General features: G+C 67.6%; 13 protein-coding genes. 9 read left to right on the forward strand and 4 right to left on the reverse strand.

Features of this window, described 5'->3' with window-relative positions; genetic code table 11:
• The 6 genes from H293_RS0144365 to egtB all read left to right on the forward strand — a co-directional run bounded on the left by H293_RS0144365 (position 1) and on the right by egtB (position 6,880).
• Entirely contained in the window at positions 1 to 1,440 is a 1,440-nt protein-coding gene (locus tag H293_RS0144365; protein WP_020124212.1) for a dihydrolipoyl dehydrogenase family protein, read from the forward strand.
• A gap of 226 nt (positions 1,441 to 1,666) precedes the next feature.
• Positions 1,667 to 2,482: an alpha/beta fold hydrolase gene (locus H293_RS0144370; protein ID WP_020124213.1), complete on the forward strand. Its 816-nt coding sequence runs from the start codon at positions 1,667 to 1,669 to the stop codon at positions 2,480 to 2,482.
• A 4-nt stretch (positions 2,483 to 2,486) separates the two neighbouring features.
• The gene (locus tag H293_RS0144375) at positions 2,487 to 3,356 is read left to right on the forward strand and encodes a VOC family protein (RefSeq protein WP_020124214.1); all 870 of its coding nucleotides are present in this window, start codon (positions 2,487 to 2,489) and stop codon (positions 3,354 to 3,356) included.
• Complete coding sequence (locus H293_RS0144380; RefSeq protein ID WP_020124215.1) at positions 3,353 to 4,117, forward strand: 3-hydroxybutyrate dehydrogenase; 765 nt, start codon at positions 3,353 to 3,355, stop codon at positions 4,115 to 4,117. Before H293_RS0144375 ends, H293_RS0144380 begins: the two co-directional genes overlap by 4 nt.
• A gap of 103 nt (positions 4,118 to 4,220) precedes the next feature.
• The gene (gene egtA, locus H293_RS51570; RefSeq protein WP_020124216.1) at positions 4,221 to 5,522 is read left to right on the forward strand and encodes an ergothioneine biosynthesis glutamate--cysteine ligase EgtA; all 1,302 of its coding nucleotides are present in this window, start codon (positions 4,221 to 4,223) and stop codon (positions 5,520 to 5,522) included.
• Positions 5,519 to 6,880, forward strand: coding sequence for an ergothioneine biosynthesis protein EgtB (egtB, locus tag H293_RS0144390; protein ID WP_020124217.1), 1,362 nt, complete (start codon positions 5,519 to 5,521; stop codon positions 6,878 to 6,880). Before egtA ends, egtB begins: the two co-directional genes overlap by 4 nt.
• A 75-nt stretch (positions 6,881 to 6,955) precedes the next feature.
• Here the strand turns inward: egtB and H293_RS51575 are convergent, their stop codons facing one another.
• Positions 6,956 to 8,602: an MDR family MFS transporter gene (locus tag H293_RS51575; RefSeq protein ID WP_106968581.1), complete on the reverse strand. Its 1,647-nt coding sequence runs from the start codon at positions 8,600 to 8,602 to the stop codon at positions 6,956 to 6,958.
• Between the two features lie 363 nt (positions 8,603 to 8,965).
• Here H293_RS51575 and H293_RS0144400 point away from each other — a divergent pair, with 363 nt between their 5' ends.
• Both H293_RS0144400 and H293_RS0144405 read left to right on the forward strand, forming a co-directional pair.
• Positions 8,966 to 9,691, forward strand: a complete 726-nt coding sequence (locus tag H293_RS0144400; RefSeq protein WP_028808744.1) for a molybdopterin-dependent oxidoreductase — start codon at positions 8,966 to 8,968, stop codon at positions 9,689 to 9,691.
• Positions 9,675 to 10,319 carry a cytochrome b/b6 domain-containing protein gene (locus H293_RS0144405; RefSeq protein ID WP_028808745.1) on the forward strand — a complete coding sequence of 215 codons (645 nt, stop codon included), beginning with the start codon at positions 9,675 to 9,677 and terminating at the stop codon, positions 10,317 to 10,319. Before H293_RS0144400 ends, H293_RS0144405 begins: the two co-directional genes overlap by 17 nt.
• Before the next feature lie 73 nt (positions 10,320 to 10,392).
• On the opposite strand, the gene H293_RS0144410 is transcribed toward H293_RS0144405, so the two are convergent.
• The 3 genes from H293_RS0144410 to H293_RS0144420 form a co-directional block, all read right to left on the reverse strand.
• Positions 10,393 to 10,797: an ATP-binding protein gene (locus H293_RS0144410; protein WP_020124221.1), complete on the reverse strand. Its 405-nt coding sequence runs from the start codon at positions 10,795 to 10,797 to the stop codon at positions 10,393 to 10,395.
• Between the two features lie 193 nt (positions 10,798 to 10,990).
• The gene (locus tag H293_RS0144415) at positions 10,991 to 11,923 is read right to left on the reverse strand and encodes a TauD/TfdA dioxygenase family protein (RefSeq protein ID WP_020124222.1); all 933 of its coding nucleotides are present in this window, start codon (positions 11,921 to 11,923) and stop codon (positions 10,991 to 10,993) included.
• Position 11,924: 1 nt separating this feature from the next.
• The gene (locus tag H293_RS0144420; RefSeq protein WP_020124223.1) at positions 11,925 to 13,421 is read right to left on the reverse strand and encodes an MFS transporter; all 1,497 of its coding nucleotides are present in this window, start codon (positions 13,419 to 13,421) and stop codon (positions 11,925 to 11,927) included.
• Positions 13,422 to 13,592: 171 nt separating this feature from the next.
• Here H293_RS0144420 and H293_RS54085 point away from each other — a divergent pair, with 171 nt between their 5' ends.
• Positions 13,593 to 14,288 carry a TetR/AcrR family transcriptional regulator gene (locus H293_RS54085; protein WP_078612880.1) on the forward strand — a complete coding sequence of 232 codons (696 nt, stop codon included), beginning with the start codon at positions 13,593 to 13,595 and terminating at the stop codon, positions 14,286 to 14,288.
• Positions 14,289 to 14,383 lie beyond the last annotated feature (95 nt).

Below are 14,383 nucleotides of genomic sequence, written 5' to 3' on the forward strand. Positions count from 1 at the left end.
ATGACCACCAACACGTATGACGTCGTCATCATCGGCGCGGGCCCTGTCGGGGAGAACGTCGCTGACCGGGTGGTGCAGGGCGGCCTGACCGCGGCCATCGTCGAGCGGGAACTGGTCGGGGGCGAGTGCTCGTACTGGGCCTGCATGCCGACCAAGGCACTGCTGCGCAGTGGGGCGGCGCTCCGCGCGGCGCGACAGGTGCCGGGTGCGCGTGAGGCGGTGACGGGTGACCTGGATGTCGCCGCCGTGCTGGAACGCCGCGATTCCTTCGCTGCGAACTGGAAGGACGACGGACAGGCGTCCTGGCTCGAGTCGGTGGGTGTGCCGCTGTACCGCGGACACGGTCGGATCAGCTCCGCCCGGGTCGTCGAGGTGACCGGCAAGGATGGCTCCACGACCACGCTGACCGCACGGCACGCGGTCGTCGTCGCGACCGGAAGCGGCGCGCTGGTTCCGGATGTGGAAGGGCTGCGCCAGGCACAGCCCTGGACGAGCCGGGAAGCGGTTGTGACGCGTGAAGTCCCGCGTCGCCTCGCCATCATCGGCGGCGGCGTGGTGGCCTCGGAGATGGCGACCGCGTTCGCCGGTCTGGGCGCCTCGGTGACGATGCTGGCGCGTGACGGAGTGCTGCCGCTGGCCGAACCGTTCGCCGGTGAGCACGTCGTCGAGTCGCTGCGCGAGAGCGGTGTCTCGGTCCGCCTCGGAGCCGAGGCCGCGTCCGTGAAGCGAGCCGACGACGGAACCGTGTCCATCACGCTCACCACTGGTGAGCAGGTGGAGGCCGATGAACTGCTCGTCGCGATCGGCCGTACGCCCAATACGCGGGACATCGGCCTGGACACTGTCGGTCTGAAGCCCGGTGCCTGGCTCACCGTCGATGACACCATGCGGGTTGTCGCCGAGGACGGCGCACTGTTCGACGACGGATGGCTGTACGCGGCCGGCGACGTCAACCGGCGCGTGCTGCTGACTCATCAGGGCAAGTACCAGGCCCGCGCCGTGGGCGATGTCATCGTGGCCCGGGCGAAGAACGAGACAGTCGAGCAGGGCCGATGGGGCCGGCACGTGGCCACATCGGACGAGCGCGCGGTCCCGCAGGTGGTCTTCACCGAACCGGAGCTCGCGTCGGTCGGTCTGACCGCCGCCGCTGCCGAGGCTGCCGGGCTGCGGATCCGGGTCGTCGACTACGACCTGGCCGCCACCGCCGGCTCCTCCCTCCAGGCCGAGGGATTCCGCGGTCAGGCCAGGATGGTCGTCGACGAGGACCGAAAGGTGATCGTCGGCTTCACGCTCGTCGGCCCGGACGTCGCGGAAATGCTGCACGCGGCGACGATTGCCGTGGTCGGGGAAGTGCCGCTCGACCGACTGTGGCACGCGGTTCCGGCGTTCCCCACGGTCAGCGAGGTGTGGCTGCGGCTGCTGGAAGCCTACGGCCGCTGACGCCCAAACTTGGTGTCTCGTCCCGTCGGACAGCGACGGGACGAGACACCAGCGAACCCCCTGTCTCCCCGCAGGGGGTTTTCGCATGTGCACTTCTCAACCGGTCGCCGGACAGGGCGTCGTGTCGCCGTATCGGGGTGAATCCCATACGCGCGGTGTGGTCGAAAACCTTGTTACCTCCACGCATTCTTGTATAGTGAGCGCTACATACAGGGAAGGGGTCGGCATGACGAACATGGTGGACGTCGGAGACGCGCAGCTGGCCTATACCGAAGTCGGTTCCGGCACTCCGGTCGTGTGGCTGCATGGCTCGGGACCGGGCGCGACGGGCATGAGCAACTTCGGCGGCAACCTCGCGGCTTTCCAGGACTACCGCAACATCGTGGTGGACCTTCCCGGCTGGGGAAGCTCCCCGCGGCCCGCTACGGACGAACCGCTGATCTTCCACGCGGCGGACCGCGTCAGCCGTGCGATGACGGCACTCGGCATCGAGCGCGCCCATCTGGTGGGCAACTCCTACGGCGGCGCCGTCGCGATGCGCATCGCGATGCGCTACCCCGAGCGGGTGGACCGAGTGGTCCTCATGGCTCCAGGCGGAGTCCTTCCGGCAGATGCGCCGCCGTGGCCCGCCGGACTGGAGCGGCTCTTCGCCTACATGGCGGCCCAGAAGCCGTCACGTGAGTCGATGGCCGAATTCGTGCGGATGATGGTGTTCGACGAGAAGCTGGCGACCGAGTCGCTCATCGACGAACGATACGAGTCGAGTCTGCGCGCCCACCCCGAACTGCCGATTCCGCCGAACTTCGGCGACCTGACGCCCGACCTGCCGCTCATCGGCGCCCCGACGCTGCTCGTCTGGGGGCGGGAGGACCAAACCGTCCCGCTGACCTGGGCGTCCAAGATCCTTGAGGGCATCCCCAACGCCGAGCTTCGCGTTCTGCCGCACTGCCGGCACTGGGTGCAGTACGAGCGTGCGCCCGAGTTCAACCACATCGTTCGCGAGTATCTGCAGGGCGGCGCGGTCGCCGCAGCGAAGGGATGAAACCGTGGGTATCCGCAAGCTGGGCTATGTCGGGCTGAACGTCACCGATGTCGAGGCCTGGACCGACCTGCTCGGACGCACGCTGGGTATCGGTGTCACCACAGCCAAGTCAGGCACGGAGGAAATCGGTCTCGCCGAACTGGACGAGTTCAAGTACCGCGTGGCCCTGTACCCGTCCGCGGAGGACACCCCACGGCACGTCGGCTGGATCGTTGACACACCGCGCGAGCTGGACAGACTCACCGCGAGACTCACCGATGCGGGTTTCACCGTCGAGGACGGCTCGCCGGAAGAGATGGAGCTCCGCGGCGCCACGCATCTTCGCTGGTTCACCGACCCGGTCGGCTACCGGGTGGAGCTGGCCATCGGTGAAGCCAAGGCGCGCACCAGTGTCGCCCGCCCCGATGGCGCCAATCCCGGCACCACCGGCCTCGGCCACTTCGTGCTGGCCAGCCCCAAGCTCGCCGAGCTCCGCGAACTCTATGAATCTGTGCTGGAGTTCAAGCTGACCGACTACCGCGCTCCCGGCCTGTACTTCTTCCGGTGCAACTCCACCCACCACAACATCGCCCTCGCCAACGCGGACACGCCGTCGATTCATCACCTCGAGTTCGAACACGATTCGATCGATGACGTCGGGCGGTCGTACGACCGGGCCAAGGCCAACGGCGCGCCCATCTCGATCAGCCTGGGCCGGCACATGAACGACAAGGCGATCTCGTTCTACGTGCAGAACCCCAGTGGCTTCCACCTCGAGATCGGCTGCGGTGGAATCGAAGTGGGCGACGACTGGGTGCCGCACGACTTCGGGGTCTCGGACGTTTGGGGACACCAACACACCAACGCCAACCCGTTCGCTTCACCGACGTCATGACGGACGTCATCGAAGGTCCTGACCTCTCTGGTCGCCGCGCGATCGTCACCGGTGCGGCGAGCGGTATCGGCCAGGCGGTCGCGACCCGGCTCGCAACGCTCGGCGCCCAGGTCGTCGTGTGTGACATCGATGCCGAGGCTGCGGCACGGACGGCCGATCAGATCGGCGGCGAGGCTCTGGTGATCGACCTGAGCCGGACAGCTGATCTGGCCGAGCGGACGCTGGATGCGGACATCCTGGTGAACAACGCAGGCATCCAGCACGTCGCGCCCGTCGACAAGTTCGAGCACGAACGATTCTCCTTCATGCTGCGGCTGATGCTGGAGGCGCCGTTCGTCCTCAGCCGCGCCGTGCTCCCCGGCATGTATGAGCGGGGCTGGGGACGGATCGTCCACATCTCCAGCATCCACGGCCTGCGAGCCAGCGCCTACAAGTCTGCGTACGTCAGCGCCAAGCACGGTCTGCTGGGGCTTTCGAAGGTCATCGCGCTGGAGGGTGCCGCCAAGGGTGTCACCAGCAACTGCGTGTGTCCTGGCTATGTGCGGACACCCCTGGTCGAGAAACAGTTGGCAGACCAGGCGGTCCTCCATGATCTCCCTGCGGATCAAGTCCTGGCGGATGTGCTGCTGACGCGCTCGGCGGTCAAGCGTCTGATCGAGCCCGACGAGGTCGCGGGTGCGGTGGCGTTCCTGTGTTCGTCGCAGGCGGTATCCATCACAGGTTCCGAATTGACCCTCGACGGCGGTTGGAGTGCGTCCTGACGGCGACGTCGATGACGTCTCTCCGGCGTCCCCGCCGTGCACAAGGTAGAACGTTCGGTCTATACTCTGTGGTGTCCTCCGCGTCTTTCTGAAGGATCTCCACATGTCCGATTCGGTTGTCGGCCGCATCCGACCGCCTGACGCTCTCGGCGAGGCCGAGGTCGAGGCGCTGGTTCACGGCATCTGCTTCAAGACCGGTCCCCCCGAGCGCCTCGGCGTCGAGGTGGAATGGCTTGTCCACCAACTGGACGCTCCGCAGATGCCCGTGTCGCCCGAACGACTCTCCGCGGCATACACCGCACTTCGGGCTCTGCCCCTCACGTCCTCCTTGACCGTCGAACCCGGTGGTCAGCTGGAACTGAGTTCGCTCCCTGCCACCTCGCTCATGGAGTGCATCCGCACCGTCTCAACCGACCTTGACTCCGTCCGTGCGGTGCTGCGCGACGCCGGTCTGTGCCTCGTCGGCCTGGGCCACGATCCCTGGCACACGCCACGCCGCTTTCTGCGGCAGCCTCGATACGACGCCATGGAGGCCCACTTCGAGCGCCTCGGCCCCGCCGGCCGCTACATGATGTGCAGTACCGCGTCCGTGCAGGTGTGCGTCGACGCCGGGTGTGAAGAGCCGGGCCCCCTCGGCCACGTACGCCGTTGGTGGCTGGCCCATCACCTGGGGGCCGTCCTGCTCGCATCGTTCGCGAACTCGCCGATGGCCGACAACAGGCCCACCGGCTGGCGATCCACCCGGCAGCTGCGGTGGATGCAGATCGGCGCGGGCCGCGCGGGCGGCGCTCCGCTGGACACTCACCCGCGTACCAGCTGGGCTCGGCACGTCCTGGACGCGCCGGTGATGTGCGTACGCCGCGACAGCGGACCGTGGGACGTGCCGGACGATCTGACCCTGCGGGACTGGACACGCCACCTGATGCCGAGACCGCCACTGCCCGGCGATCTCGATTACCACATGACCACCCTCTTCCCGCCCGTCCGGCCGCGCGGCCACCTGGAATTGCGCATGATCGACGCGCAGCCCGGCGACGACGGCTGGATCGTGCCCCTCGCAGTGACAGCGGCGCTGTTCGACGACCGAGAGGCGACCGACATCGCCTATCGCGCTGTCGAGCCGCTCGCCGCACGCACACTCGGCCGGCCGGCCCCGCACAATCCCCTGTACGAGGTCGCGGCCCGCGAGGGGCTCACCGATCCGGGGCTGCGTGAGGCTGCCGTCACGTGCTTCACCGCCGCACTCGACGCCCTGCCCCGGCTCGGCGCCACGACTGCGGTCATGGACGCCGTATCCGGGTTTGTGGAGCGCTACGTGTTGCGGGGCCGCTGCCCCGCCGACGACATGCTGGTCATGGAGGGCACCACCGGCTATGGCCGACCCAGCAAGGAGAACGGCTCATGAAGCACCCTGCCGACGACACCTTCGCCACAGCCGCAGACGCCGGCGAAGCGACCCCGGACACCGAAACTCTGCGTGAGCGGGCCCTCTCCACGCTCATCACCGCTCGCGAACGCACCACCTTGCTGACCAGTTGCGTGGAAGGCCCCGAGCTGACCGCCCAGGTGTCTCCCCTGATGTCCCCCCTGGTGTGGGACCTGGCGCACATCGCCAACCAGGAGGAGCAGTGGCTGCTGCGCGCCGTCGCCGGGCAGGAGGCGATACGGCCCGAGATCGACAGCCTGTACGACGCGTTCGAACACCCGCGTTCCGAACGGCCCAGCCTGCCGCTGCTCGCGCCCGACGAGGCCCGCCGGTACGCGGCCGACATACGTGCACGAGCCCTGGACGTGCTGCAGGAAGCCGCGTTCCACGGGACGCGGCTGACGGAGGCGGGCTTCGCCTTCGGCATGATCGCCCAGCACGAACAGCAGCACGACGAGACCATGCTGGTCACTCATCAGCTGCGCACCGGGCCGCAAGCCCTGACCGCCCCCGATCCCCACCCCGCACCCCTGTTCGCCGGCCCGGCGGAGGTGCTGATTCCCGGTGGGCCGTTCACCATGGGCACCTCGTCTGAGCCGTGGGCCCTGGACAACGAACGACCCGCACACCGACGTGAGGTGGCAGCGTTCTTCATCGACACCACCCCAGTCACGAACGCTGAGTTCAAGGCCTTCATCGACGACGGCGGTTACGACGAGCCGCGCTGGTGGGCCCCGGACGGATGGGAGCACATCCGGCGGCACTCCATCAACGCCCCGCTGTTCTGGCGCCGTGACGGTGGTCAGTGGCTGCGGCGTCGCTTCGGAGTCACCGAGGTGGTTCCGGACAACGAGCCAGTGCTGCACGTCAGTTGGTACGAGGCGGACGCCTGGGCCCGATGGGCCGGGCGGCGGCTGCCCACGGAGGCGGAATGGGAAAAGGCCGCTCGGCATGATCCGGTCGACGACCGCTCGACCCGCTATCCGTGGGGCGACGCAGACCCCGGTCCGGAACATGCCAACCTCGGCCAGCGGCATCTGCGACCGGCGCCCGCGGGCAGCTACCCGGCCGGAGAGTCACCGCTGGGGGTTCGGCAGATGATCGGCGACGTCTGGGAGTGGACATCGAGCGACTTCGCACCGTACCCGGGTTTCCGTGCGTTTCCCTACCCGGAGTACTCGGAAGTCTTCTTCGGGTCTGACCACAAGGTGCTGCGCGGTGGTTCTTTCGCCGTGGACGCGGTGGCCTGTCGGGGCACGTTCCGCAACTGGGACTATCCGATCCGGCGGCAGATCTTCTCCGGGTTCCGCACCGCGCGGTCGGCGGAAACCGCCTGATCCGTCTCGCACGCTCCACCCGGCCGGTGGTGGACCGGCCGGGTGGAGCGTCATCGCTGTTCGCGGGACCTTCTGCTACTCGGTTTTGTCGAATGCCGCCGCGTGTGCGCGCAGCGGCACCTCCTTGATCAGCAAAGAGAGAAGGAGCGCGACGACGAGGACCACTGCCCCGACCAGGAAGGCCACCGAGATCGAGTCGGTGAAGCCGACCTTGAAGGGGTGGGCGAGGGCCGAGTCGAGCTTCGACAGGAAGGAGGTGTCGTTGAGCGCGTCGGTGTTGGTGGCGCTCAGCATCTTCAACTGGTCCGGATGGGCGGCCGCTGCTTTCTCGAAGGCCGGGGTGTGTTGCGCGGCCTCGAAGGCGCCGGCGATCTTGTCGGCCACCAGCGAGTAGACGATCGACAGGAAGATGGCGACGCCGATCGTGCCGCCCATCTGCCGGAAGAAGGTGCCGGAGGACGTCGCAACGCCGATGTCCCGTGCGGGGACCGCGTTCTGCATGGCCAGCACGATCGTCTGCAGGTTCAGGCCGAGCCCGGCGCCGACGACGAACATCGAGATGTCGATGTACACCAGACTGCTGTCGGCTGACAACCTCCACAGCATCAGCAGACCTGCCACCAGCAGCGCGCAGCCGATGACCGGAAAGAACTTGTAGCGCCCGGTGCGCGAGGTGATCTGACCGGAGACGAGCGACATCAGCATGATGCCGAGCACCAGCGGCAGCGTCAGGAGGCCCGCCTTGGTGGGGGAGTTGCCCTTGACCAGCTGAAGGTAGAGCGGCAGCAAGGTGATGCCGCCGAACATGCCGATACCGATGATGAACGACTGAGCGGTGCCGATCGCGAACATCCGGTTACGGAAGAGCCGCAGTGGCAGCAGCGCATCGTCGCCCGCGCGGCGCTCGGCCAGCAGGAACAGCACCACGCCGACGGCGCCGGTGATGTACGAGGCCAGCGAGCGGCCTGAACCCCAGCCCCACTCACGCCCCTGCTCGGCGACCACGAGCAGCGGGACCAAAGCGGTGATCAGAGCAAGCGCGCCCAGGTAGTCGATCTTTTGATCGCGGCGCTGGTGGTCGAGGTGGAGCACCTTGGCCACGACGATCAGGGCTGCGATGCCGATCGGCACGTTGATCAGGAAGATCCAGCGCCAGCCGTCGATGCCGGCGACCGTGCCCGCACCGGCGAGTGCGCCGCCGATGACCGGGCCGAGCACGCTGGACGTGCCGAAAACGGCCATGAAGTAGCCCTGATACTTGGCACGTTCACGCGGCGGGATGATGTCACCGATGATGGCGAGTGCCAGCGAGAACAAGCCACCGGCGCCGATGCCCTGGACGGCTCGGAACGCGGCGAGCATGTACATGGACGTGGAGAGCGTGCACAGTACCGAGCCGACCACGAACACGGATATCGCGAACATGAAGAACGGCTTGCGGCCGTACTGGTCGGACAGCTTCCCGTAGAGCGGTGTCGCGATGGTGGACGTGATCAGGAACGCCGTGGTGACCCACGCCTGTGCGGTGAGGCCGTGCAGGCTCTCGCCGATCTTGTAGATGGCAGTGGCGACCACGGTCTGGTCCAGCGCGGCCAGGAACATACCCAGGAGCAGGCCCGAAAGGATCACCATGATCTCGCGGTGGGAGTAGCCCCTCGGCGCGGCCTGTCCTGGGATGCCCGCTTCTGCGGGAGCCGACGCGGCGTCGGCAGTTGATGTCATGCCTGTGATTCCTTTCGAGGCACCGGGCGGGGTCCTTCCGTCCCGGACCGAGGAGCGCTTGCGATCTTGTGTCCGTTTTGCCACTGACGGGAGATCGTCACATTGCCGACGACGCCGGCCATCGTAAAGGTAGAACGTTCTGTATTGACAATCTTCGAGGTCGTCGGCATTCTTGCATGACAGAATGTTCTTTCTCCTGGTGGGGTCCGGGGCCTCTTCCGTTCCAGCGTCGGCCTCCCGGAAATCAGGCGATGCCGACCACTGGTGGCCGGGGCTGAGCGCGAAGCGCCTGCGGGGGAGACGCCGGCGTTACACGGCGACGACCCGACGGCCTTAGTCCAGCGAACTCATAGGAGTGGGTGCGTGAACTCTGAACGACCCGAGAAACGAGGCGCCCCCGTGGGCAGGCGCGTCTTTCTCGGCACACTTGGTCTCGGAGCGCTGGGCGTCTACGCCGCACCAACCCTGCAACGTGGCACCGAAGCATTTCTGGCAGGTGCCTCACAGCTGGACCCGTCCGGCCTGACCGGTCTGCTGCCCAACGGCGGTGGCTTCCGCTACTACTCCGTGACCACCTCCGTCCCGCACAAGGACGCCACGAACTACCGGCTGACCGTCGACGGCCTGGTGGACCGACCCAAGACCTACACGCTCGACGACCTGCGTGCCCTGCCGCAGACCCGGATGGTCAAGGACATCCAGTGCGTCACCGGCTGGCGGGTCCCCCATACCCCCTTCGAGGGGGTGCGGCTGTCCCACCTGCTGGACGCCGCCGGCGTGCACGGCTCGGCGGGCGCCGTCCGCTTCACCTGCTTCGACGGCGCCTACTCCGAGAGCCTCACCCTCGAGCAGGCGCGCCGATCCGATGTCCTGGTGGCGCTGCGCATGCAGGACAAAAACATCGGCCACGCCCACGGCGGCCCGGTCCGCCTGTACGTGGCGCCGATGTACTTCTACAAGTCCGCCAAGTGGCTGTCAGGCATCACCGTCACCGAAGACGTCAAGCCCGGCTACTGGGAGAACCTCGGCTACGACGTCGACGCCTGGGTCGGCAAATCGAACGGGCGGGATGATGACCCTACAAGCTGAGGCGCACACTCCGCCGACCGCCGAGATCCGCCGATTCGGGCCCGCACAGCGCTGGGTGCACCGCGCAACAGCCCTGCTGATGGGCGTGTGCGTGGTGACGGCGTCCTTCCTCTACATTCCGGTGCTCGCGGAGATGGTCGGACGCCGCAATCTGGTGGTCCGCGTCCATGAGTGGTCGGGGCTTGCCCTCCCCATCCCCGTACTGGCGGGCCTGTTCTCCCGGTACTTCCGCGCGGACCTCGGGCACCTCAACCGCTTCGGGCCGCACGACAAGGTCTGGCTGCGCGCGGCGCTGCGCCGTGACAAGCGCTACTCGTCCCGGCCCGCGGCCAAGTTCAACGCCGGGCAGAAGATCTACGCGAACTGGATCGCCGCTGCGACGCTGGTGATGCTCGGCACGGGCCTGATCATGTGGTTCACCCATCTCACCCCGATCAGGTGGCGCACCAGCGCGACCTTCGTCCACGACTGGCTCGCTCTTACCATCGGGATCGTCCTTGCCGGACACATCGGCATGGCCATGGGAGACCCGGAGGCACGCGCCGGCCTTCGCACCGGCACGGTCGACCGCCAATGGGCGAAGCACAAGCATCCGTTGTGGCGCCCGGGGTCGAAAACGATGCGTTGACCAGCGCAGCGAATGCCCGGATGGCAAGCGGGCACCAAGGGACGCACTCCCCGTGCGCATCCCCTGGTGCCCGCTATCGCTTTCCCGTCAGGAAGGCGGCCCAGGTGCGGTAGCCGTCTTCACTCACGCCCCAGCTGTCCGCAAGACTTGCGACGATCATGAGGCCCCGCCCTCGCAGGTCCTCCTCCTGAGCGCACGACACCCGGGCAGGTGCCGGATTGAAGTCAGAGACTTCGATCCTCACCTCGTCGGCCCTCTCCGTGATGCGCAGCCCGACCCAGCCCAAACCATGCTCGATCGCGTTCGACACCAGTTCGGACACGACCAGCCGCATGTCATCGGCGAGTGACTGGTCCATGTCCCACAGCTGCATGATCGCGAATGCGGCGTTTCGGGCCTGAGGAACTTGGACGAGATCCGGAGCGATCGTGATCTCGAAGGCTCGCCGGGGTGGCGTAAGGATCATGGTGGGGGACATTGCAGATCCTCTCGTTCCTCGGGCCGCCGAGGTGTGGGCGCCAGTTTCGATCCGGTATTCAGCCGATCAAGTGATGTATGTAGCGTTCACTATACGACTGGGAGAAGCTGCGCGCCAGTGCCCTTAGAGCTACAAAAATGGAAAAATCGTCCACATCCTGTCCTGTCCGGCGGGCCGCGGCCCGCCTGGGGCATCAGTACGGGCGGTCGCCGATGATCGTGACTCGTTCCATCAGCCGGAAGTCGGGGAAGTAGTCGCTGACCGCGTAATGCTGGGTTGCCCGGTTGTCCCAGAAGGCCACAGAGCCCGGCTCCCAGCGGAAGCGCACCTGGTACTCCGGGAGCGTCGCCTGGCGGAACAGCAGGTCGAGCAATTCCTCGCTCTCCCTCGGTGCCAATCCCACGATGGCGGTGGTGAACACCGGATTGACGTAGAGGAGTTTGCGGCCGGTCTCGGGGTGCGTGCGCACCACGGGGTGCTCCACCGGCTGGAATCGGGCGCGTGCTTCGCGCATGTTCTTCGCCACCTCGCCCGCGGCTTCCGCGGTGACCGTGGGAATCTCATGGAGCGCGGTCAGACCGTCGATGAGTTCGCGGACGTCCTCGGGCAGTCCCTGGTAGGCCGCGTGCATGTCCGCCCACAAGGTGTCTCCGCCGAGTGCGGGGACCGTGACGGCGCGCAGCATGGAGCCCAGCGGCGGCGTAGGGCTGAAGCTGACGTCACTGTGCCAGATGTTCTCGGTTCCAGGACGTGTTGCGTCATGTTCGAGCCGCACCACCTCGGGGATCTCGGCCTTGGGCAGGAAGGGGTGATCTTCGAGTTCGCCCCAGTGCCGGGCCACGTCGGCGTGCTTTCGGGCGGTGAGTTTCTGCCCGCGGAAGAACAGCACCTTCCATTCCAGCAGCGCGCGCTTGAGCTCGGCGAGCACCTCGGGAGCCAGGTCCTCGGCGAGGTCGACGCCGCGGATCTCGGCCCCGATGAGGAGGGATCGCGGAATCAGGGAAAGGTGCCGGTACGGTTCGCCGGCGTTCTCCGGGCGGAACTCCCGTCCGATCATGGACGGGCGCAGTGCTCGCGCCGAGCGGGCGAATGCGGTCTGCTCGCGCTGTTCGGTCCCAGAGGTCATGTCAGATCATCTCCTTGGTGGTGGATCCGCCGCCCGCGGGTACGGTGGCGGGCGTGTCGATGCGACGGGTGGCGGCACCGCCGGTTGCCGGGGTGCGGCCGTGTCGCATGCGCAAGGTGGTCAGCAGGGCCAGCAGTGCGGCGGCCGCGGCGCAGGTGAAGGCCAGCCGGTAGCCGCTGCCCGCGAAGACCGAACCGGTCGGGCCGACCGGATAGAGGGTGCGTACCGAGGCCAGGGCCGATGCCCCGGCTGCCGCTCCCAGCTGGTTGGCGACCGCGATCAACGCCGTACCGGTGGCGGCTTGTTCGTCGGGCACGGCCTCGGTGATGAGGTTGGCGAAGGATACGTAGGCGAGTCCGGTGCCCAGACCGAACACCAGGCTGATCAACAGGACGGCACCGCGTTGCCCGGGCAGCGCCGCGAAGCCGAACGCCCCGATCGCGACCAGCGCTTGCGCCACCAGTGCCGTGCTTCGCGGGCCGCTGCGCCGGGCCAGATACCCACCCAGGGGGCCACCGGCGAACGAGCCGAGTCCCAGAGTGAAGGTCCAGCCGGCCGCGGCCAGCGCGGTCAGACCGAAGGCGTAGCCGAGCCCGGCCTGGCGCGGGGTCTGCAACAGCTGGGCCAACAGATAGGCGACGGCGGACGTGCCTGCCGTGGTGAATACGGCCGAGAGCAGTGTGCCCCGCATGGCCGGAGCGGTGAGCAGACCGAGGTCGATGGCCGGGTGGGCTCTGTTCCTTTCGCGTCGCCAGAAGCCGATGGCCAACAGCAACGCGGAGGGAAGCGCCGCCATGGTGCCGGGCGACGCCCAGCCCGAGCGGACGGCGGCGCCCACGCCCCCTACCAGTGCCGCGGCTGCCAGGCCGAGCAGTAGCGCTCCAAGGACATCGAGTCGCCGGTGTTCGGACTTCGTCGTGTCGTTCGAGCGCCGATCGTCGGGCAGTGCCACTGCGCCGAGTGGCAGCACCAGCGCGCTCAGCAGGAACAGGAACCAGAACACGCCGTGGTAGCCGTAGCGGTCCACCAGTGCGCCGCCGAGGAAGGGCGCGGTGATCCCGCTGATCCCGATGCCACTGGAAACGATGCCCAGGGCGACCGGCACTCGATGGCGGGGGAGGGCGTCTCGGACCATCGCGTAGGCAACCGCCAGCGCACCGCCCACGGCACCCTGCAGGAGTCGGCCGAGCAGCAGCAGCGGCAGCGTTGTGGCCACCGCGCACAGCAGCGACCCGGCCGCGAAGAGCGCCCCCGAATACAGCAGTACCCGCTTCTTGCCCACCACGTCGGCGATGCGCCCCAACAGGGGGATGCACACCACGGCGGCCAGGCTCACCATGCCGGTGACCGCGTCGGCTCCCGCGCTGCCGAAGGACTGCGCGAGGGACCTGGCCGCCGGGTAGACCAGGCTGACTTCCAGCGGGGCGGTCTCTGTGAGCAGGACGAGCACGGCAAGGATGCCCAGTTGCCGGACCCGAGAGTCGGTGGGAGGGGTCATCGAGGGATGCCTGCTTTCGTGGAGGGACGGGGATGGCGGCTGCCCCACGAGCGATTAACTCACGTGGGTCAAAAGTGATCCATGTACGCAATATTGCAAGTTCGTGTCCTCACGTGACCGCGCACCCGACGCGGATTTCCGGCAGCCGACGACGGCGGTGATAATCCGCCCATGACCTCGTCCACTCCGGAACAGCGTTCCCGGCCGGCCCCGGCGCCCCGCGCCGACGGAACCCGGTTGGCGATCATCGAGTGTGCCGAGCGGCTGTACGCCGAGCGTGGGGTGAACGGCGTCTCTCTGAGGGAGATCGGCGCTGCCGCAGGGCAACGCAACACCGGCGCCGTGCGGTACCACTTCGGTTCCAAGGCAGGTCTGCTGTCGGCGGTCTTCGAGCATCGGATGAGCCCGGCCAACACACTTCGTGAGCGGATGCTGGCAGAAGCCGACGCGGAGGGACGCGGAATGGACCCGCGGACGCTGGTGGAGGCGCTGGTACTGCCGTTGGCCGAGCTCCTCGGCGAGCCGGGTCGGCCGAGCTGGTACGCACGCTTCCTCGCCCAGACAGCCGCCGATCCCGTACTGGCCAACGCGGTCGGGTACCGTCCCGACTCCCCGTGGACCAGCGGAGCGGTCAAAGCGGAGCAGCGCATCCTGCGCCATCTGCGCCGACTGCCTGAGCACCTGCGTCGTCAGCGCTTCCTGCTGCTGGTCGGTTTCTTCACTCACGCTTTGGCCGACTGGGAGGCCCAACTTTCCACCGGGCACGACCATCTGACGAGCAGACAGCAATTGGTCGAGCATGTGATCACTTTGGGAGCCGCCATGCTTGCCGTGGACAGCCCCCAGTCAGAACCGCATCCAGGGTGACGTGCCCGCCCGGACTGGTCTCAGGCAGCGGGAACGGCACAGGCCGCATACGGCAACCGGCACCGCGACCCAATCGGTTCGTGGACACGTTCGCA

This window comes from Streptomyces canus 299MFChir4.1 (assembly GCF_000383615.1).
GTDB classification, from domain to species: Bacteria; Actinomycetota; Actinomycetes; order Streptomycetales; family Streptomycetaceae; genus Streptomyces; species Streptomyces canus_C.

Excerpts from the sequence above, each read along its gene's own strand:
- H293_RS0144365 (WP_020124212.1), top strand. The coding sequence starts at position 1 with ATGACCACCAACACGTATGACGTCGTCATCATCGGCGCGGGCCCTGTC.
- H293_RS0144370 (WP_020124213.1), top strand. The coding sequence starts at position 1,667 with ATGACGAACATGGTGGACGTCGGAGACGCGCAGCTGGCCTATACCGAA.
- H293_RS0144380 (WP_020124215.1), top strand. The coding sequence starts at position 3,353 with ATGACGGACGTCATCGAAGGTCCTGACCTCTCTGGTCGCCGCGCGATC.
- egtA (WP_020124216.1), top strand. The coding sequence starts at position 4,221 with ATGTCCGATTCGGTTGTCGGCCGCATCCGACCGCCTGACGCTCTCGGC.
- egtB (WP_020124217.1), top strand. The coding sequence starts at position 5,519 with ATGAAGCACCCTGCCGACGACACCTTCGCCACAGCCGCAGACGCCGGC.
- H293_RS51575 (WP_106968581.1), bottom strand. The coding sequence starts at position 8,602 with ATGACATCAACTGCCGACGCCGCGTCGGCTCCCGCAGAAGCGGGCATC.
- H293_RS0144405 (WP_028808745.1), top strand. The coding sequence starts at position 9,675 with ATGACCCTACAAGCTGAGGCGCACACTCCGCCGACCGCCGAGATCCGC.
- H293_RS0144410 (WP_020124221.1), bottom strand. The coding sequence starts at position 10,797 with ATGTCCCCCACCATGATCCTTACGCCACCCCGGCGAGCCTTCGAGATC.
- H293_RS0144415 (WP_020124222.1), bottom strand. The coding sequence starts at position 11,923 with ATGACCTCTGGGACCGAACAGCGCGAGCAGACCGCATTCGCCCGCTCG.
- H293_RS0144420 (WP_020124223.1), bottom strand. The coding sequence starts at position 13,421 with ATGACCCCTCCCACCGACTCTCGGGTCCGGCAACTGGGCATCCTTGCC.
- H293_RS54085 (WP_078612880.1), top strand. The coding sequence starts at position 13,593 with ATGACCTCGTCCACTCCGGAACAGCGTTCCCGGCCGGCCCCGGCGCCC.